A 22458-nucleotide genomic window follows, 5' to 3' on the forward strand; every position below is an offset into this window, starting at 1 on the left:
GCCCCGTTTTGGGGCCTGTTTTAATACTTGGTTGAGATGGTTATTGGCGAATGGTATAGCGAATATGCAGAATGATATCGCTCAGACTCTCCAGCATGGCTTTTTGTTTTCCCGTTGCATTTGGAAAGCTCAGGGTCAGCGTACCCTTATCGATTGAGATTCCTTCAAACGGCAGGAACTTGCCATCATTGAAATCCAGCTGGAACTGCCCGCTGTCATTCATTCCATGGGAAACCGCCAGTGATTTGCAACTTTCAGCCAATCCGGCGGCTTCTCCACTATAAGATAGAATCGCCTGTACATCCTGATATGGCCCTAACAGTGCCGGCAGAGTGACGCTGAGCTGTTTAATACGGCGAACATTGCCTACTCCGCTATCTTTTGGATAATCATCACGGATTTTTAAATCAGCTAATGAAATCAATGCTTGTAGAGAGTTAATTCTTGCATCGAATTTCAGGGTATTATTTCCACTACCGGCATGGTCTGATCTTTTATTTACCAGTTCTGCAATTTTCCCCGCTAGAGAAAATTGGCCTTTATTTTTATAGAGTTCTGCCAGTGAGACTGTACGCTCAATCTCCAATACGCGTTGGTCCTGCTTTAGGTGTGCATCTTCCATTTGTGCCAGATTCAGCATCAATGTTTCACCTGCGAGCAGGCCGGCATGTGTTCCCTGCCAGGCCCCAGGCTTAATGAAGTGTGTAGAAATATTATTAGTTTCCCAACGATAGGCCATTTCAGCCATCAGGCAACGTGATACTGCCAAATCGTAGAACTGGAAGTAAATAGCGGACAATCGACCACGTAGCCAGTTGTACAGTGCCTGGTTGCTGAATTTACGTTGCAAGAAGGTCAGTTGTGCCTGGGTTTGTTCTTGTTGGGTTTTCAGGCTGGTTTTCTGTAATACTGCGGCTTCACGGCGAATAGTCAGCGAATTGAGTTGGGCACCAATTTGTTTCAACTCGGTTTCCGCATTATTCCGCTGAATTTCCCATTCCTGACGGCGACGACGGTAGGCTTCAGATTGACTGATTTTATCCGCTTCTGTGTTCATGACACTGGCGGAAAATTCCATGACATTACCTGTAGCTTGAGCAATCGCCCCCCAATGGCTGCCGCCATCGGCTAAACCGAAAATGTTGGGTGCCAGATCAAGTGCTGCGCCTGCCAGATGTGATGCTTGAAGAGCCGTAGAAAGGCCAGCTACGGAAGCACGCAACGTCATTGCTTGTTTTTCACCGGCATTGATATTTTCATCGTACAGTTTGCTGTAACTGTCAAAACGTAATTGGGCTCCCGCACGGTTTTTTTCCAGCACAGTTTTTTCAGCATCCAACTCTTCAATGGTTTTGTTCTGTATGTTCAAATTGGTCAATATCAGTTCTGCTGCTTGATTCTGCAACAGCGTATTTAATGCTTCTGCATCCTGATGTTCGATAATATTTTGTAATGTGGCACCAAACTGGGTGAGTTGACTTACCATGCTGCGTGCGTTTTCCAGCATGTGAGGGAAACGCCATAGTGATATAAATGGCTGCGGAAGCGCCCCTCCAGCCTGTGAATTGGCGACGGCGGCACTGAACAACGTTTTCGGATCTGCTGGTGTCGCGTAAATAGGCAGATGCAATGGTTGACCATCAATAGACAGGTTATGGCGCAGGTTGTACAACCGTTGTTCCAGTTTCTGCCAGTAGCTCAGTACGACTTCATTGACCTGAGGTTGGAAAAGATCTGTTTGTGTGTCGTTGGTAGATTGGCCTTGTCGTAAGGCTGCCATTAAACGGGAATGGCCTTGTTGTCTCTCAATATCAGCGGCATCTCTCAGATCGGGTTCACTCCATGTCGAATTGAGTGAAAGATGAGGTTTATCGCCCAATAGATGTAGAGCTTGCATATACCACATTTTTGCTTCGTTGAGCGTGTCCCGCTCCAGCTGACGATAAGCATAATCTCCATGTGCGATTAGCAGATCAAGGGTGCGCATAAACGTAGCAACTTTGTAGTGCATCGGATCATGTTGAGCCACGGCGTCAGGATCAACAGAATCTAGTGGGTCATCGTTCCAACTAGTGTCTTCTTGTAATGGGCGGACATTCCAGCGGTAATTCTGAATTTGACCATTAACAATATAACCAGACGGATCCCAGACATATTTTAGCCAACGGTTAGCTTCATCAAAGTTCTGTTCGTGTAGCAAACGTTGAGCAATTAGCATCGGGGTATAATAGAACAGTTCCCAGAAATAGAGACTGTTAGCACCGCTGAAATCCATCGGTTCGCTCTTAACATCTTTCAGAACATTGACATTTTCGAAATGAGTCAAAATGGATTTAGAGTTTATTGTGACGGCTCCCTTAGTATCTCTGACAAAATGAGGGCCGACCCAGGCACTATCTGACAATGATTTCTGAAAGGTCATATAAACCTTAGCGTGAAAATTTGGATTTAGGGGGGCATCATCAAGAGGGATAAATAAAGTTATACTTGTGCTGGTATCGCCTAGTTGACCTGAATAGATAATATGTGAGTTATTATCTACAACATGTTTGAGATAAAGCTTAAACCAACGTTCATTACCATGAGTAGAAGGGTTATAAGGGGGGATGACAAATGTAGCATAGAAACCCTTACCTAATTGCGACTCCTGAATATGCTGAGTGTCCATACTTAAAATAGTATCGATTCCAGTGGTAGCGCGGCTAATTAATTTACGGGCAAATAGCGTATTAAGGCGAGTACGGTAAACTCCCCACTGCATATATTGCGCCCCGTTTGTATCATGGTAAAGGGCTAGGACATCGTTATCGGTATTTACCTTACGAGTGACAGGAATACTGAAATGTTCTTCTCCCAGTTTACGATCATTTCCTCCTTTGGTAAATGGTTCAGCAAATGCGGTAAAGGTGATATCAAGACTGGCTGAATTATTAATAAAGTTCAGACCTGAACCCTCTATTTCCAGGGAATTAAATTGATAAATCATCTCTTCGAAGCTGGGTGATGGTTGAATGGAAACATATTTGTCTGCTGTAAAAGTTTGTATTTTGCTGCCAGCATTCACTGTTATTTTAACTTTTGTCGAAGAAATTTCCGTGTTGATATCTATTGGCCCTGAAACATCCGTTGCGATTCCCATGTGGTCAATCATAAAGATGTATTTCTTAAGATCATTCGGATGATTCTGGGGATCGGTAATATAATCATCACCAATGGCAGCATTGTCTTTGCGCAATGTTCGATTTGCATCAGGTATCCATGCTTCGACTTTAGATGAATAATGGGTATCCCGATGGAATAATAGTCTTCCTTGATCAAGCTTACTGGTGTTTCCACTATACTGATAAATGGGGTAAAACAGTTGTTTCTTTGTTGAGTGATCTGGGTTGACGCCTAAATTGGTATAGATAATAAATTTATCGCCTAATTTGCCATACTTCTTCATCAAATTACATTGATTACGTTGTTGGCCTTCATATCCATTATGAATAATTCTTAATTTAGGTGAAATTTTGATTTTTAAATTATCTGATTTAGATTCCAGACTGATAGTTGAAATATTCCCACCATATACCATACCGAGGTAATGTTCTTCCCAATTGTAACCCTTATTGTTGTTTATTGATGAGGGGATTTCATATTTCTCTGCATATCGATTGTTCACTCTTATGATATTGTTTGTATCGAAGTATTTATAACTATTATCCCGATAAGATGTAATTTGTGTAATTGGCATGGATTTAGAGGACATATCGGAGAAGATATATAGCCCTTGCATTGAGGCGTTTTTATAATTGTCCAATTCATTTTCTTTGCCGTAAAACATGACTAGCAAGGTATCTTCACCCTGATAACCAGCACAATAGAATCCGAGTGCTTTATTATCCAATTTTAAAGCAGATATTTTGCTATTTACATCAAAGGTGATTGGTGTATTCCAGGTTCCGTCATAGCGAATATGTGCCAGTTTCAGTTCATAATGATACTCTTGGGTAGTTTTTTGGCCATTTTCTTCCCGTTTAGTTATCTTCTTTTGTTCCAGCCAGGTTATATACAGGCGGGATTGGTAAACTACCGGGCGGATAGTGTCCTGATAAGGATGAATTGGACAATCAATTTTGTACCATTCACTCCAGGCATTAGCGGCGAATTTACCGTTGCTGAATTTATTGTGATCTATGCTACGCCAGTAATATTGATTAACTTCTGTTTTACTGTGTCCGATAAAATAGGTGAGTCCTTGATCACTATTAATATTGTCGTGGTAGGCGCTGACGATTTCCAGATTAGCCACTTGTTCGAATGACGTTAAATAAGAATTAAAGGCATCTTCTACCATATCGGTATTTAATTGACTTTGGCTGACAGATTGCAGCAATGTATCCATCATTTTTGTTTGTCCGATACGCATGGTCGGATCAATGTAATTTTCAGGGTAATAAGCGAGTTTCGATACGCTGGCCCAAGTGCTGTAGCGTTTATTATATTTATCCCAGTCGGTAAAGAATTGACGACTGGCCACATTCGAGATGGCGTTTTCCTCTATATTTTTCAATGCCCGGTTAATATACAGTTGGATGCTAGCAATCGCCTCAGCAATTCTCGTGGTTTTAATAGCGGCGGAAACTTGGTTATCAATCAATAAGTACTGATATAGGTCATCGCGGTTTTTAATTGCAGGGTTTTTGTTGACGATGTTGCGGATATAGTACTCGCTTAATGCAGTACTGCGGGATTCCTCCAGAAATGCATGCAGAGTATTGGTTTTTTGGCTATCTAAACCAGCGGTTAATGCCGTAGCTATGTTTTCCCATTTGTTATAAGCAGCGGAAAGGTTATTGGTGAGTAATTCTGCCAATTCTGAAATATTCTCTGGAGAGACGTGTAATTGATGCGCTATGTCAACCCATTGCAGAGTAGCATTGATAGATTCCCAATTGATGAAGAGGTTGCCTGTCTGCATTTCATTGGTAGCTAGTGAAATTAATGGATTATGTTTTTGTTCCAGGGTACTGGCTTGTAATAGCAGATTTTTATCAAGGTTCATGGCGTTAGCCAGCTGTTTTGCCGTTAATGTTCCTTTTTCAAGTTCGGTCAGGACAAAAGAGGCTTTTTTACCCAGTGAATTAATCCAATCGGCAAAGCGTGTCATCATTATCAATGATAATGCATTAGGTGCTGATTCCGTCTCGGCTGTAGTGCTAAAGATTTGCGGTTTTGTTACAAACAGATGGAAAGCGTTTTCGCTAAGACCCATGAAACGGTAGATCAGTGCCAGTTGTGCCAGGCATTGGCAATATTGAATAACGGGTTCAGCCTGTTTCTGGAATTCTGATTGAGTTGTAACAGGGTTTGCCCGTAACCAGCTCCATAATTTCTCAGCTGTCATTTTTCCTTTGCCGGGTTCTAATTTATCCGCCCAGGTGAGGATAGCATGTGCTGCATGTTCAGACGGTAATTGCAAAGCGGCGGCGATATAAGGAGAAATCGCTTCCAGCAGGTTTTTTTTGGTTTTCTCTGCTTTCTTATCAAAATCTTGTAAGCCGTTATATACAGTATCCAGCAAGTTGTATATTTCTGGGATAAGGGTTTTATCATAACCATTAGTGGTCATGATGAACAACTGATATACACTCAGCTTCTGTGTACGCAGCCATTCGGTAACTTCATAGAGTTTGTTAATTAATAAGGCCAGCTCATTATCTGTGATTTTGAATAAGTTGGTTTCCCCTTCATCTGTAGCAATTAGCAATAAACCTAATTCATCAATAGTCAACTGATGAATATCTGCCAGTAATTTGGCTAGATAGAGATGAGAAAGATTCTCTATATTATTATGGATAATTTTTCTCTTTGTGCTACCACCATTGACGATCTTTAGTAAGCGATAGAGTGAGATATCATCGACATTAAAAGCACGTTTCAGGGCAGTTTTTTTCCAATCGTTGGTATTATTTGGATTTAAATCAATTTCCTTATTCTCGGTAGAGAAGTTTTGTCCATTCAGTTTTGGAGTATTAAACAAACGATCAAATTGGCTGGGGATGTTATTATCATCACGTTGTGAAATGGGGGCTTTACACAGTATTAGTGCAGTTTCAGCATCAATACCATAACGATGCATATAGTATTTTACACGAAAGACTTTCTTTAATACTTCTGCATTGATATTTAGTTCTGGATTGGTATTAAGGGTAATTTCTATCAATACTGTTAGTGGCAGGCTTGTCGCTTTGGTCAGACGAATGAATTTATTCAGTTTCAACAAAAGAAGATAATCATATTCTTCGATAGAAGGTTTTATGTTTTTTATTTTTTTTGTCGTTAATATAATATTTAATTTAGTTAAATGACTAAGTTCTTCATCAGTCAGATTATAATAATTTCTCAGATATTCCGGATTTTCTATCAGGGAAGGGCTAATATTATTAAAATTCTTATTATAAAGATTCTTTGCATTGGTTTCGGTAATTTCTTCTGTCAGGATATTAAACAGTTCAGGTGAAACAGATGAATTAATCTCCAATAGAGAGATTTGATACATAAGTTTGGCGATGGTTGTTTTCGGTGATGTACTGGATTGTTCAAATACTGGGGCTTGTAACTGAATAATTTTACGCACGTTTTCATAAGCATCGTGATATGGCAGTGATCCAGCAGAACGGAAGATTGATAATTTTTCCATTATTTCAGCATAGCCACCACGTCCACCCTGATTGCTAATAATACTTTCGAGCAACACGTTATTGGACAGAGAAAGTGTGGATATTTCAGTATCCATATTTTTCTGGCTGAGCGTTAGTAACTGTAGATCTGGGCGGCGGGTATCCAGATGATAATTAGAATTGCTCGCATGTAAATCGCGTGCTTGACGGTAAAGTTCAGTCAGGTAAGCAGCGGGAGAGAACATGGAAGAAATAGAGCCTGGTGCTGCATATTGGCCGGCGCGGTTGCCAAATTTACTGTCATAACTTTGTTGGTCAGCGTGCGGGTTGGTTAGGGCAAATTGTATCGCATTTTTTAACTGAGGATTAGCGCGTTTCAGAATACGTGCTTCATGCAGTCGATTATCTTTTTGCACCTGTTTTGCATCAAGATATAAGCTGAGGGTTTGTGACCACGAAAGTTTGCCCCGTACCTTTTGGCGGAGTTCATCAAAAGAGAGATGACAGATATCGGTCAGAGAAGTAAAGCTTTCTCCTAATGCTCGTTGGTATTCAGGTGTGAGTGTATTCATATTTATTCCTTTTAAATATTACGTAAATAAAACACTTATGGGGCCTGGTTTATCGTGGATACAATGAAAAAAGTTATTTAAATCCATTAAAAGAGGCGGCAAATACAACGTTTGATAGCCGGCTGAATAGATTGAATGTCGAGGGAAAATAAAGAATACCATTCAACTATTTCATGACGTTATTATCTATTATTTCTTTAAATGGCCGTTATGATGCAATAACAAAATTTATAATTGCATCTAAAGTAATGTAATTAATCAACAATAACGAAATGAAATAATTGCTTTTGTTGCACATGGTCTATTATGAAAAAGAAGATGATTAATATTTTGTAATGAGCTGTGGAAAATGTGAGGTGGTCAAAAAGGAATCATGGGATGTAATTTATAAGCGATGGAATATATTTTGTAATATTGATTTATCAAAAAGATACAGGCCCCATTGGGGGCCTGTTTTAGCATTGAGTTGAGTGGGTTATTGGCGAATGGTATAGCGAATATGCAAAATGATATCGCTTAATGTCTGCAATATAATTTTCTGTTTCCCCATCGCATTCGGAAAACTCAGCGTCAATGTACCTGTATCATTAATGGCGAGCCCTTCAAATGGCAGGTATTTTCCATTGTTGAAATCTAATTGGAATTGACCATTGTCATTGATTCCATGAGAAACAGCCAGAGCCTGACATCCTTTGGCTAATCTGGCGGTATCTCCATTGTAGGATAGAATTGCCTGTACATCTTGGTATGGCCCTAACAGGGCTGGTAGGGTAACACTGAGCTGTTTAATACGTCGGATGTTGCTTATGCCGTTATCCTCTGGATAGTCATTATGTAGTGATAAACTTGCCAGAGAGATTGTGGTGCGTAGTTGGTTGTTTTTCAGCGTGACAGGATGACTGTCATCGCCAGGTGATTCGACTGTACCTGCCAGCAGAGTAGAAATACGTGTTGCCAGATTAAACGGTTGTTCTGGCAGTGCTTCATAGACTTGTGTCAATGAGATAGTACGTTCTACTTCCAGAGCGCGTTGATCCCACTTCAAATATGCATCTTCCATTTGTGCCAGATTCAGCATCAAGGTCTCACCTGTAAGCAAACCGGCATGTGTTCCCTGCCAGGCTCCGGGCTTAATAAAGCGGGTAGAAGTATCATTAGTCTCCCAACGGTAGGCCATTTCTGCCATCAAACAACGAGCTACTGCCAAATCATAGAATTGGAAGTAAATAGCGGACAGCCGACCACGTAACCAGTTATACAGCGCCTGATTGCTGAATTTGCGTTGTAAGAAAGCCAGTTGTGCCTGGGTTTGTTCCTGTTGTGTTTTTAGGCTAGTTTTTTGCAATACTGCAGCTTCACGGCGTATCGCTAGCGAACTGAGTTGAGAATTGATTTGTTTTATCTCTGCTTCGGCATTATTCCGCTGGATTTCCCATTCCTGACGGCGACGACGGTAGGCTTCGGATTGGCTAATTTTATCCGCTTCTGTATTCATGACATTGGCGGAAAACTCCATGACATGACCTGTAGCTTCGGCAATCGCTCCCCAACGGCTACCCCCATCAGCGAAACCGAAAATGTTAGGTGCGAGATCCAGAGCGGCACCTGCCAGACGCGATGTTTGAAGGGCTGTGCTTAGGCCGGCAATGGAGGCATGCAACGCTATCACTCGGTTTTCACCGGCGTTGATATTCTCATCGTATAACTTTTTGTAGCTATCAAAGCGTGCTTGCGCTCCGTCTTTAATTTTTTCCAGCACGGTTTTTTCAGCATCCAGCTCTTCAATAGTTTTGTCCTGTATGCTCAGAGTTGTTAATAGCAGCTCTTTTGCCTGATTTTGCAGAAGGCTATTGAATGCTTCTGCATCCTGACGTTCGATAATATTTTGTAATGTGGAGCCGAATTGTGTTAGCTGGCTTACCATGCTGCGGGCGTTTTCCAGCATCTGAGGGAAGTGCCACAACGGTATAAATTCAGATGGCAGATTTCCGCTATCTTGTGAGTTGGCGACAGCAGCGCTGAGTAATGTTTTAGGATCTTCTGGTGTGGCATAGATCGGTAGATGCAATGGCTGACCATCAATGGAGAAATTATGGCGCAGATTGTACAGTCGTTGTTCTAGTGTCTGCCAGTAGCTCAGCATCACTTCATTAACCTGTGGCAGGAAAAGATCTGTTGGGTTGTTGTGTAACTCAACATTACCTTGCCGTAAGGCGACTATTGCACTGGAGTGCTCTTTTTGTTTTTCGGTTTTGGCGGCATCACCCAGACTTGGTTGATTCCACACTGAACTGAACGATAGATACGGTTTATCACCTAACAAATGCAATGCTTGCATATACCACATTTTAGCTTCGTTGAGCGTTTCCCGTTCCAGCTGCCGATAGGCGTAATCTCCACGTGCTATCAACAAATCAAGGGTACGCATGAAAGTAGCAACTTTGTAGTGCATTGGATCATGTTGTGCTACCGCATCAGGATCGACCGATGTTAAGGGATCATCGTTCCAGCTGGTGTCTTCCAGTAGTGGACGTACATTCCAGCGGTAGTGTTGAATCTGACCATGTTTAATATAACCAGATGGACTCCAGATATATTTCAGCCAACGATTAGCTTCATCGAAGTTTTGTTCGTTTAGCAAACGCTGAGCAATTAACATTGGGGTATAGTAGAACAATTCCCAAAAATAGAGACTGTTAGCACCGCTGAAATCCATGGGTTCACTGTTAACATCACTCAGAACATTGACGCTCTGGAAATGTTCTAGATTAGAATTAAGTTTTACGAATACTTTCTCTTGATGGTTTTTAATAAAGAGAGAACCGGGTCGGTAATTATATGAATCTTCCCGGACTTTCTTGAAGGTCATATTAACTCTGACATGATAATCAGGATTTGGAAGAGCATAAGGATCGGTGATCAGCGGGATAAATAATGTGGTACTGACACTGGTATCTTCTAATTGACCTGAGTAAATAGTATATGGACTATCACCAGCAGGATATCTGACATGAAGTTTAAACCAACGCTCACCATGAATCGATGGATTATAGGGGGGGATCACAAACGTAGCATAGAAACCCTTACCTAACTGCGGCTCCTGAATATTTTGAGTTTCTATACTTAAAATAGTGTCAATTCCGGCAGTGGCCCGGCTAACCAATTGACGGGCGAATAGGGTATTAAGGCGAATGCGATAAACTCCCCACTGTATATACTGTGCCCCGTTTGTATCATGGTAAAGCGCTAAGATATTAGCGTTATTAGTCCTTGTTGATGATAAGATTTCATACGAGTTATTCACTTTTATAACATTATTGACTCCAGCTCCGGTATCAAACTGTTGGCGAATATTAATTATATAATCTCCGAGATTGATATCTTCAGATAACATATTTGAGGTGATATTCAGTCCTGTTATTGGTTCATCTATTGTGTATTTATTCATTGTCTCCTGTTTTTGATAGAAAATTACCAGCAGTTTATTATCTTGATAACTGGCACAATAGAATCCTGGTTTTTGCTCTAGCAGATATTGTTGTTTTTGTATCTCCTGTTGATTCAATTCTTTTTGTTTTTTCAGTATGCTTATTTCCGTCGTTGATTGCCCTTGTTCTATCAAATTTTTTTCCCATAGCCTCAGTTGTTCCTTTCGTTGTTTTAGTAGCGCCTCTAATAGATCTGATGACTCCAGTGGTTCCACAAGTTCTGGTGGACTTATCGGTTGCAATGGTAGGAATGGTTTTAGCTGCTCTTCATATTCCTGCTGCTGCTTCAGTCTCTCCTCTAGCTGTTTTTGGTACTTGATCAATTGCTCCAATAATACCGATGTGTTCACTTGTTCTAACGGTGTTAATGTTCTAAAAACAGCAGATATTTTGTCATTCACATCAAAGGTTATTTGCGTACTCCAGGTGGTGTCATAACGAATATGTGCCAGTTTCAGTTCGTAATAATAGTCTTCGACAGTTTGATGTTTATCGTCTGCTTGCTTGGCAATCTTCTTTTGCTCCAGCCAGATCAAATACAGGCGGGATTGGTATATGACTGGACGAATAGTGCTGTTATAAGGATTTATTGGGCAATCAATTTTGTGCCACTCACTCCAGGCATTAGGTGAGAATTTACCATCGCTGAATTTATTGTGATCCACGCTACGCCAGTAATATTGATTAATTTCTGTTTTACTGTGTCCGATAAAATAGGTGAGTCCTTGATCAATATTAATATTGTCGTGATAGGCACTAACGACTTCCAAATTAGCGACCTGTTCAAACGACGTCAGATAAGACATAAAAGCATTTTCTACGGTATCGGTATTTAATTGGCTTTGACTGACGGATTGCAGCAGAGTATCCATCATTTTTGTTTGCCCGATACGTATCGTCGGATCGATGTAATTTTCAGGGTAATAAGCGAGTTTCGATACGCTGGCCCAGGTGCTATAGCGTTTATTGTATTTATCCCAGTCGGTAAAGAATGGACGGCAAGTGACGTTTGTGACGGTATCTCCTTCCATATTTTTCAATGCCCGGTTGATATACAGTTGGATACTGGCGATGGCTTCCGAGATCGGCGTAGTTTTGATAGAGGAGGAAACCTGATTATCAATTAATAAATACTGATACAGGTCATCACGGTTTTTAATTTTTGCATTTATGTTGGCGACCTTACGGATATAGTACTCGCTCAAAGCCGTACTACGGGACTCACCCAGAAAAGCATGTAAGGCATTGGTCTTTTGAGTATTCAGCCCAGCGGTTAATATCGCAGCCACGTTTTCCCATTGAGCGTAGGTCGGGGCAGATTCTGCGGTGAGTAGTTGTGCCAGTGTCGAAACTTCCTGGGGGGAGATGTTTAATTGACGTGCGACGCCAACCCATTGCTGGAGGGTATCGATATGTGCCCAGTTGGAGAAATCATTTTGCACTTGCTGACTGGCTTGCAATAGCAGATTTTCATCAAGATCCATAGCATTGGCCAGTTGCTCCGCCGTCAATGTTTTGCCTTCGAAGGCTGTTAGCACGGAGGAAGCTTTTTCATCCAGAGAGTTAACCCAGTCAGTAAAACGCGTCAGCATTATCAGAGATAATGCATTATGGGTTAATGCTGTTATGTCAAAGAGTTGTGGTTTTGTCACAAACAGACGTAGAGTGTTTTCGCTGAGGTCAGTGGAGTGATAAATCAGCGCCAGCTGTGCCAGGCATTGGCAATATTGGGCAACGTGTTCTGGTGTTACAGAGAGTGGCGGTGGTTCTGAATTATGTTGAGCTTGCAACCATCCCCAGAATTTTTCTGCTGTCATTGTGCCATCGCCAGGTTTTAGTTGATCTGCCCAGGTGAGCACATGGTGAGTGATGTTCTCAGATGGCAATTGCAGAGCAGCAGCGACATAAGGAGATAGAGCTGCCAACAGTTGGCCTGGCTTACTTTCATCATTATTAAAGCCTTGCAAGCCATTGTAGACAGTATCAAGTAGATTTTGGATTTCGGGTGTTATCGTTTTGTCATAGCTGGTGGTAGTCATGACAAACAGCTGATACACGTTCCATTTTCGTGTACGCAACCATTCGGTAACGGTATAAAGTTTGTCAATCAGAGCAGCCAGATGGCTATCACTGATCCCAGATAGGTTGTTTGTTTCTTCACCGATAGCAGCCAGCAGTAAATCCAGTTCATTAATAGTTAACTGATGGATATCTGCCAGCGATTTGGCCAAATTGAGGTGAGAAGAATCTGTTGCACGAGCTTCTTCTGAAATTGGGATTTTGCACAGTATCAATGCAGTTTCAGCATCAATACTGTAACGTTGCATATAATATTTAATTCGAAAGGATTTCTTTAATGTCTCTGCATTAATATCCGGCTCGTCACGAAATTCATTGTATGGGGGAAGGGCAGGAACTTCTATGATGTCATAAATATCTTCATCTTCAAGTTCTGTAGGTTGAGATGTATGAATACTGCCAGAGATAATGTTTTTAAGGATTGCTGGGGAGAGTTTTGTTATTCGAGATAGGCGAATAATCTTATTGAGTCTCAGTAGATAATATTGAGCTGGTTGATCACAGCCTTCATCATTCATCAACTGATGTACTCGAGCAATCTCTTCCTGTTTAATAAATTGTTCAGTTTCTTGATCCGTCAAATGATAATAATTTTTCAATTGTTCTGGCTTGACCATTATGGCGGGGGAAATATCACCAAAGCTCAGTTGATAAAGGTCTTGAACATTATTTTCTGTCGCTTTGATTGTTAGAATATTAAATAAATCAGGAGAGACAGAAGCATTCATCTCGAGCAGGGAGGTTTGATATATCAGCCTGGTAATTGGGGTTTCTGGGAATGTATTAAATGGGTTTAATATTGGTGCCTGTAACTGAATAACCTTACGTATATTTTCATAAGCATCGTGATATGGCATTGAGCCGGCAAGGCGGAAGGTTGATAATTCTTGCATTACTTTAGTCTGGTTTTCCAACCCGGGTAGAGTCTTAATTCCTGCCAGCAACACCTTATTAGACAGAGAAAGGGTAGAAATTTCATCATCCATATTTTTCTGGCTGAGCGTCAGTGATTTTAGATCCGGGCGACGTGTATCCAGATGATAAATAGAATTTTGCACATGTAAATCTTGCGCCTGACGATAAAGTTCAGTTAAATAAGCTGCGGGAGAAAACATGGAGGATACTGCTCCTGGCGCGACATATTGATTGGCCCTACCACCAAATTTACTGTTATAACCTTGCAGATCAGCGTGGGGGATTGTGAGAGCAAGATGTATAGCATTTTGTAACTGAGGATTAGCGCGTTTGAGAATACGTGCTTCATGTAATCGATTATCTTGTTGTGCATCAAGATATAAGCTGAGGGTCTTTGACCAAGAGAGCTTGCCGTTCATTTTGTGGAGGAATTCGTCAAAAGAGAGGTGACAAATGTCTATTGGAGAATTAAAGCCATTATCTTTTAATGCTTTTTCGAGTTCGGGCGTGAGTGTATTCATCTTTATTCCTTTTAAATATTAAATAAATAAAACACTTATGCTGCCTTGGATATCATGGATACAATAAAAAGGTTATTTATATTCATCAAAATAAGGCAGCAGATATAACGTCTGATAATGATTTGAAACAAATTGAAATTAACTGACAAATAAAAAGAAATCATTTAATTATTAACTATTTCGTGACGTTATTACCTTATTGTTTATTTAAACAGCCGTTGTTATGCAATAACAAAATTTATAATTTCATGAACAATAGTTGTTCTTATTTATCATAAGAAAATGAAATAATTGCTTTTGTTCTGAATGAGGCTTTACGAAATGAGATGATTAATATTTTGTAATAGGCTGCGGGAATCATGAGAAAGGGAATAATTCTGACTGTTTGCAGGCCCCGTTTTTGGGGCCTGCTTTAGTATGATGCTAAATAGTTATTTAAGAATAGTGTAACGAATATGCAGAATGATATCGTTTAGCGTTTGTAACATGGTTTGCTGTTTACTGGTTGCGTTCGGGAAGCTCAATGTCAGTGTGCCCTTATCATCAACAGCTATTCCTTCAAACGGTAGGAATTTACCATCGTTGAAATCGAGCTGGAATTGACCACTGTCATTTGTTCCATGAGAAATTGCTAGCGCTTTACAGCCTTTGGCTAACCCGGTGGTATCGCCACTGTAAGACAAAATCGCCTGTACATCCTGATATGGTCCCAACAACGTTGGCAGAGAGACACTGATCTGTTTGATGCGACGGGTCTTACCAATGGATGCCGGGTAATCGTTACGAATGTTCAGATCTGATAATGAAATGGACGCTTGTAGTGAGGTTTTGGTATCTGTACCTGTACCAAACGCCAGCTGATTACCGCCGTTGCCTGCACTGCCTGAGCCTTTAGTCACTAATTCTGAGATTTTCTTCGCAAGATTGAATTTATCGTTGGATAATCCGGCATAGACTTCAGCTAGTGAAACGGTACGTTCTACTTCCAGAGCACGTTGATCCCGTTTCAAATGGGCATCTTCCATTTGTGCCAGACTCAGCATCAATGTTTCACCGGCAAGCAAACCGGCATAAGTACCTTGCCAGGCTCCAGGTTTAATAAAATGCGCAGAAGTATCGTTAGTCTCCCAGTGATAAGCCAGCTCAGCCATCAAACAACGGGCTACAGCCAAATCGTAGAACTGGAAGTAAATAGCGGCCAACCGACCACGCAGCCAGTTATACAACGCCTGATTGCTAAATTTACGTTGCAAGAAGGCCAGCTGTGCCTGGGTCTGCTCCTGCTGCGTTTTTAGGTTAGTTTTCTGTAATACGGCGGCTTCACGACGTATTGTTAGTGACTTAAGTTGAGCATCGATTTGCTTTATCTCTGTTTCGGCATTATTACGCTGAATTTCCCATTCCTGACGGCGACGACGGTAGGTTTCAGACTGGGTAATTTTATCCGCTTCGGTATTCATGACATTAGCGGAAAATTCCATCACGTAGCCTGTCGCTTCGGCAATGGCTCCCCAACGACTACCGCCACCGGCTAAACCGAAAATGTTAGGTATTAGATCAGCGGCGGCGCTTGCCAGACGTGATGCCTGAACAGCGGTGGTGAGACCGGCTGCGTTAGCGCGTAGCGTCATAGCGCGATCTTCACCCGTATTAATGTTTTCGTCGTACAACTTACTGTAGCTGTCAAAACGTGATTGTGCTCCGGCACGAGCTTTTTCCAGCACAACTTTTTCGGCATCCAATTCTTCAATGGTTTTGTCCTGAATGCTTAAGTTAGTCAATATCAATTCGGCTGCCTGATTTTGCAGTAATGCATTGAGTGCTTCTGCATCCTGACGTTCGATAATATTTTGTAACGTGGAACCAAACTGGGTGAGTTGACTGACCATACTGCGGGCGTTTTCTAACATGTGAGGGAAACGCCATAGCGATATAGACACCTGAGGAAGATTGCCGCCACCCTGACAATTGGCAACAGCGGCGCTGAGCAATGCTTTAGGATCTGTCGGTGTGGCATAGATTGGCAAATACAACGGCTGACCGTCGATAGAGAGATTATGGCGTAGGTTGTACAGCCGTTGTTCTAATGTTTGCCAGTAGTTCATCATCACTTCATTAGTTTGTGGTAGGAAAAGATCGGTCAGGCTGTTAGCAGTGCGTAATAATGGTACAGGTGCACCTTGTCGCAGGGCGACTATTGAACGGGAGTAGGTTTGTTGTGTGGTAACATCAGCCGCCTTATCCAGGCGCGGATCGCTCCAGATTGAGCTGAGTGGCAGATAAGGTTTATCACCTAACAGGTGCAGCGCCTGCATGTACCACATTTTGGCTTCGTTGAGCGTATCCCGTTCCAGCTGGCGATAGGAGTAATCTCCACGAGTTATCAACAGATCAAGCGTGCGCATAAAGGTCGAAACTTTGTAATGCATGGGATCGTGTTGTGCCACTGCATCAGGATCGACGGAATCCAGTGGATCACTGTTCCAACTGGTATTTTCCAATAACGGACGGACATTCCATTGATAATTTTGAATTTGACCATGCACAATATAACCAGACGGACTCCAGACATATTTCAGCCAACGGTTAGCTTCATCGAAGTTTTGTTCATGTAGCAAACGCTGAGCAACCAGCATTGGGGTGTAGTAGAACAGTTCCCAGAAATAGAGGCTGTTAGAGCCGCTGAAATCCATAGGTTCGCTGCTAATATCCTTTAGGATATTGACGCTCTCAAAATTGGTCAAAATAGATTCGGGGTTTATTGTGACGATCCCCTTATCATCTCTAACAAAGTGAGGCCCGCTCCAATTTCCATCTGATGGTGACTTCTTAAAAGTCATATAGACTTTGGCGTGAAAATCTGCATGTAACGAAACATCATCAAGAGGAATAAATAACGTAGTGCTTACACTTGTGTCTCCTAACTGACCTGAGTAGATAATATGGGAGTTATCATCAACAACATGTTTGATATAAAGCTTAAACCAGCGTTCATCACCATGAATCGATGGATTATAGGGCGGCATCACAAATGTAGCATAGAACCCCTTACCTAATTGCGGCTCCTGAATATTTTGAGTTTCCATACTCAGAATCGTATCAATTCCAGTGGTAGCACGGTTAACTAATTGACGGGCAAACAAGGTATTCAGGCGAGTACGATATATTCCCCATTGCATATATTGAGCACCATTTTCGTCATGGTGAAGGGCCATAGCATTGGCGGCATCAACCTTACGGGTGACAGGAATATTAAAACTTTCCCATCCCAACTTACGACCGTCTTCAGCAAAGGCTGTAAAGGTGACATCGATACTGGCTGAATTATTAATAAAATTCAGACCTGAACCATCTATTTCAAGAGTATTAAACTGATAATACATTCCTTCGAAGCTAGGTGATGGTTGAGTGGAAACATTTTTATCTGCTGTAAAAGTTTGTTCTTTGCTGCCTGCTTTCACTATTACCTGAACTTTTGCTGGGGAAATTGCCGTGTTGATATCTATTGGTCCCTGAATATCGGTGGCTATTCCCACCTGCCCAAATGTTACCCAGTCAAACATAGTATATTTTTTTATATTATGCAGTTTGTTCGATGGGTCTATAATATAATCATTATAGCTTGTGGTTTCTTTACCTAAGGTAAATGTTCTATTATCATCTGCAAATACCAAGTATGAAGTACTATTCCGATAGAACAGCAATCGTCCATCCTTTAGAGCACTGGTATTTCCACTATATTGGTAGACAGGATAAAACATCCGTTTATTTGATGACGAGTCCTTATTGACTCCTAAATCTGTATAAATAATAAATTTATCACCTAGTTTTCCGTATTTCTTCATCAAGTTACATTGATGTTTTTGTTGTTCATAAAATCCACCATAAGCTATTATTAGGCTGGGTGAGATATTGATTTTTAAATTACTTGATATGATTTTATAACTGATAATCGGAATATTACCGCCATATACATAGCTGATGTAATAATCTCCCCAGTCATAGTTTTTGTTATTATTTACCGATGAAGGGATTTCATAATTCTCTGTATATCTGTTATTTACCCTTTTAATACTATGGGTATCAAACTGTTTATAGACATTATTTAAGTAACTTTTACTTTGATGATTAGACTTATCCAAGTCTTTATATACCATATCAGAGAAAATATGCATTCCCTCTATCAAGTCAGTTTTTTTGTAATCATCTGGTTTTTGTTCTGTGCAATAAAGCAATACTAGCAAGGTCTCTTCTTCTTGGTTATTTGCACAATAGAGACCAAGTGCTTTATTCCTGTTAATATCTAGTTGCTTTAAATTGGATATTTTGCTATTCACATCAAAAGTAATTGGCGTATTCCAGGTGCCGTCATAACGGATATGTGCTAGTTTCAGTTCATAACGATAATCTGCCTCAGTTTGATTACTGCCTTCCTTTTGTTTAACAATCTCTTTTTGTTCCAGCCAGATTAGATATAAACGAGATTTGTATATCACTGGACGGATAGTACTTTGATAGGGATTAATCGGGCAGTCAATTTTACTCCATTCACTCCAGGCATTAGCCGCGAACTTACCGTCACTAAATTTACTGTGATCGACACTGCGCCAATAATATTCCCCGGCATCAGTTTCACTGCGTCCGATAAAGTAGGTCAGCCCCTGATCATTATTGATATTATCGTGGTAAGCACTGACTATTTGTAGATTGGCTACTTGTTCAAGCGATGTCAGATAGGACATAAAAGCATCTTCGACGGTATCGCTATTTAATTGACTCTGGCTGACGGATTGCAGCAGCGTATCCATCATCTTCGTTTGCCCGATGCGCATTGTTGGGTCAATGTAATTTTCTGGGTAGTAAGTTAATTGAGATATGCCGGACCAAGTGCTGTAACGTTTGTTATATTTGTCCCAATCGATAAAAAACTGACGACTGATCACGCCTGAATCGGCATTTGTTTCTACATTTTCCAGCGCCCGGTTGATGTACAGTTGAAGACTGGCAATGGCTTCGGAGATTCGGGTAGTTTTTATTGCAGCGGAAACTTGATTATCAATCAATAAATACTGATATAAGTCATCACGGCTTCTAATTGCAGCCGTTGCATTGGCGACTTCACGGATGTAATAGGTGCTTAATGCCGCACTACGGGATTCATCCAAAAAGGCGTGTAAAGTATCAGTCTGTTGTATATCCAACCCAGCGGTTAATACCTCTGATGCTCTTTTCCACTGGGCATAGGTCGGTGTTTTTTTTATCGATTGAATATAATCCAATGCCACCAAAGCGGAAATGCCCTGTGGGGAAACATTTAATTTATGCGCGACACCAACCCATTGCAGGATAATATCGATAGAGGTCCAGTGAGAAAAAGCATTCTCTTGAGTAACCTGTTGATGGTTTTGTGCCTGAATACTCGCTTGTAATAATAAATTAGCATCAAGATTCATGGCATTGGCTAATTGTTCTGCCGTTAATGTCTTATTTTTAAAAGCGGTCAGTACTGTGGAGGCTTTTTCACTCAGTGCGCTAACCCAATCTGCAAAATGCGTCAACATAACCAACGATAGTGCATCGTGATTAGGTGCGGCTTCATTCAGGAAACCAAATATTTCTGGTTTTGTTACAAATAGGCGGAAAGCGTTTTCACTTAGGCCGGTAGAATGATAAATCAGCCCTAATTGTGCTAATGCCTGACAATATTGGACAATATGCTCCTGCATTTCTAATTCTTTTGATGAACCCGGAATATATTTATCCTGTAACCAGATCCAGAATTTTTCTCCTGTTATTGAACCATCGCCGGGTTGCAGTTTATCAGCCCAAAGGAGTACAGAATGAGCGATGTGCTCTGAAGGTAATTGTAAGGTAGCGGCGATATAAGGAGACATGGCATCCAGCAAATTTGCTTGTTGCTTATCAAAACATTGCAAACCATGATAAACGGTATCCAATAAATTATGGATTTCTGGTGTTAAAGTTTTGTCATAGCTTGTCGTTGTCATTACGAATAACTGATATACATTCCATTTTCGTGTATGCAACCAGTCGGTAACAGAATAGAGTTTGTTGATCAGAGAGGCCAGCTCATTATCTTTGATTTCGGATAAATTAGTTTTTCCCTCACCTGTGGCAACCAGTAGTAAATCTAACTCATCAATGCTTAGCTGATGAGTTTCGGCTAGTAATTGGGCTCGATAGAGAGTAGAAAGGTTTTCTATATTATTGGTAATTTTTCCACTGAAATTACCATGATTAGCTATTCGGAACAGGCGATAGAGTGAGATATCATCAACATTAAATGCACGTTTAAGCACTGCTTTGCGCCAATCACTGGCATTATCTGGGGTTAAATCAAGTTCTTCACCTTCAGCGGAAAAATACTGACCATTCAGCGGTGGAGTATTGAACAGACGATCAAACTGGCTGGGTTGATTATCATAAGCACGTTGTGAAATAGTCGCATTACACAATATCAACGCAGTGTCTGCGCTAATACCGTAATGCTGCATATAGTGTTTAACTAGAAAGACTTTTCCTAGTACATCTGCGTTAATATCCAGTTCCTGATTAACACTCAGGATAATCTTTTCCAGTATTGTTGGAGATAGTTTAGTGGCACGGGATAAGCGAATGGCTTTATTTAGTTTTAGCAGGAAAGAATGCTGATTATATTCTTCAACAGTAAATCTTGCGGCAGTATGGGCGAAACTCTCATTAACCAATACACGTTTTAAATAAATCTCGAAAGGTTGATTAAGATCAGACTTACTTAGCGTAATATTAGTTTTATATTCAGTGTTTACTTGAGGTGCTCCATCTTTTCGCAAAATTTCTTTTTTATCATTTAATCTGATGGATAAATAGGAGACATTCCAAAAGTCTTTGAAATTATAGTTTAGCTGATAATTATCACCGCCAAGTGGAAATAAGCTAACTTCATTTATTTGATTGGTATTTACCGTATATTCCCTGGTAATTCGATAAATATAAACTGTTCCGTCTTTGTTAACTATCTTTGTGATGAGTTGATTGTCATTATATTCCTGTTTATTTTCATCGAAATAGTATGCCTTGCCAATAAACTGACTAAGTTCTTCATCACTTAAATTGTAATAACTTCTAAGATATTCCGGCATTGCCAGTGAAGCGGGTTCAATTTTGCCAAAATTCTTTTCGTAAAGTTCTTTAGCATTTGTTTCGGTAATCTCTTCCGTCAGAATTTTAAACAGCTCAGGCGAGATAGAGGCATTAATTCCCAACAGAGAAGCCTGACTCATCAGTCCGGCGAGGGCTGGTGATGCTCTGAGTTGTTCCAGTCCGGGATCTTGTAATTGGATAACCTTGCGTACATTTTCGTAAGCATCATGATAGGGCGTAGCACCGGAAGGACGGAAAGTGGATAACATTTCCATCACTTTGGCATAACTATCCAGCTTAGACTGAGCTTTAATTCCTTCCAGCAACAGTTCGTTGGACAGAGAAAGCGTAGAAAGTTCTGTATTCATATTTTGCTGGCTAAGGACAAGAGATTTCAGATCTGGACGACGATTATCCAGACAATAAATAGAGTCGCTTGTGTGTAAATTACGTGCTTCACGATAAAGTTCAGTCAAATAAGCCGCAGGAGAAAACATGGAGGAAACCGCGCCCGGAGCTGTATATTGGTTAGCGCGATCACCAAATTCGTTATTGTAACTTCTTAACTCAGCATGTGGGACGGTAATGCCAAGATGTACAGCGTTTTGTAATTGAGGATTAGCACGTTTAATAATGCGTGCTTCATACAGTCGATTATCCTTTTGTGCCTGTTGTGCATGACGATATAAGTTACGAGTTTCTGACCAGGAAAGATGATCGCAGACTTCCTTACGGAATTCGTTAAAAGAATAGCGGCAAATATCAGTCAAGCAATTAAAGCCACACTGGTTGCTCAGCACTTCAGGGAGTTCGATCATTGGTGAATTCATGCTGGTTCCTTTTAAATTTGTGGGGTAAATAAAACATCCATGGTGCCTCTGTCATCGTGGATATTCCCTGTCAGGAAAGAGGCAAAAAATATAATTTCTGATATTTGGATGAGATTTGAACGGAATTAACTGGCAATTAAAATAATTTCGTCCAACTGTTTCAGAAAATTACAGCGCTATTATTTTTTTTAAATATCAGAGATAAAACAATTATAAAATTTATAATAGGGCTTTCTAATAATAAA

3 protein-coding genes are annotated in these 22458 nt (G+C 40.7%); all 3 read right to left on the bottom strand.

Translation table 11 applies throughout. The annotated features are described in order from the left end of the window. Positions 1–40: 40 nt before the first annotated feature. The 3 genes from BO26_RS08860 to BO26_RS08870 all read right to left on the bottom strand — a co-directional run bounded on the left by BO26_RS08860 (position 41) and on the right by BO26_RS08870 (position 22213). Entirely contained in the window at positions 41–7237 is a 7197-nt protein-coding gene (locus BO26_RS08860; RefSeq protein ID WP_036770904.1) for a Tc toxin subunit A-related protein, read from the bottom strand. A gap of 475 nt (positions 7238–7712) precedes the next feature. Continuing rightward, on the bottom strand, positions 7713–14240 hold the full coding sequence (locus tag BO26_RS08865) for a Tc toxin subunit A-related protein (RefSeq protein WP_036770905.1): 6528 nt from the start codon (positions 14238–14240) through the stop codon (positions 7713–7715). Positions 14241–14671: 431 nt separating this feature from the next. Next, a complete protein-coding gene (locus tag BO26_RS08870) occupies positions 14672–22213 on the bottom strand; it encodes a Tc toxin subunit A-related protein (RefSeq protein ID WP_051690920.1) in 7542 nt (2513 codons plus the stop codon). Between the last annotated feature and the right edge of the window lie 245 nt (positions 22214–22458).

This window comes from Photorhabdus australis DSM 17609, assembly GCF_000711895.1.
Lineage (GTDB): Bacteria > Pseudomonadota > Gammaproteobacteria > Enterobacterales > Enterobacteriaceae > Photorhabdus > Photorhabdus australis.

Coding starts and splice junctions, on each gene's coding strand:
- BO26_RS08870 (WP_051690920.1), bottom strand. CDS start 22,213: ATGAATTCACCAATGATCGAACTCCCTGAAGTGCTGAGCAACCAGTGT.
- BO26_RS08860 (WP_036770904.1), bottom strand. CDS start 7,237: ATGAATACACTCACACCTGAATACCAACGAGCATTAGGAGAAAGCTTT.
- BO26_RS08865 (WP_036770905.1), bottom strand. CDS start 14,240: ATGAATACACTCACGCCCGAACTCGAAAAAGCATTAAAAGATAATGGC.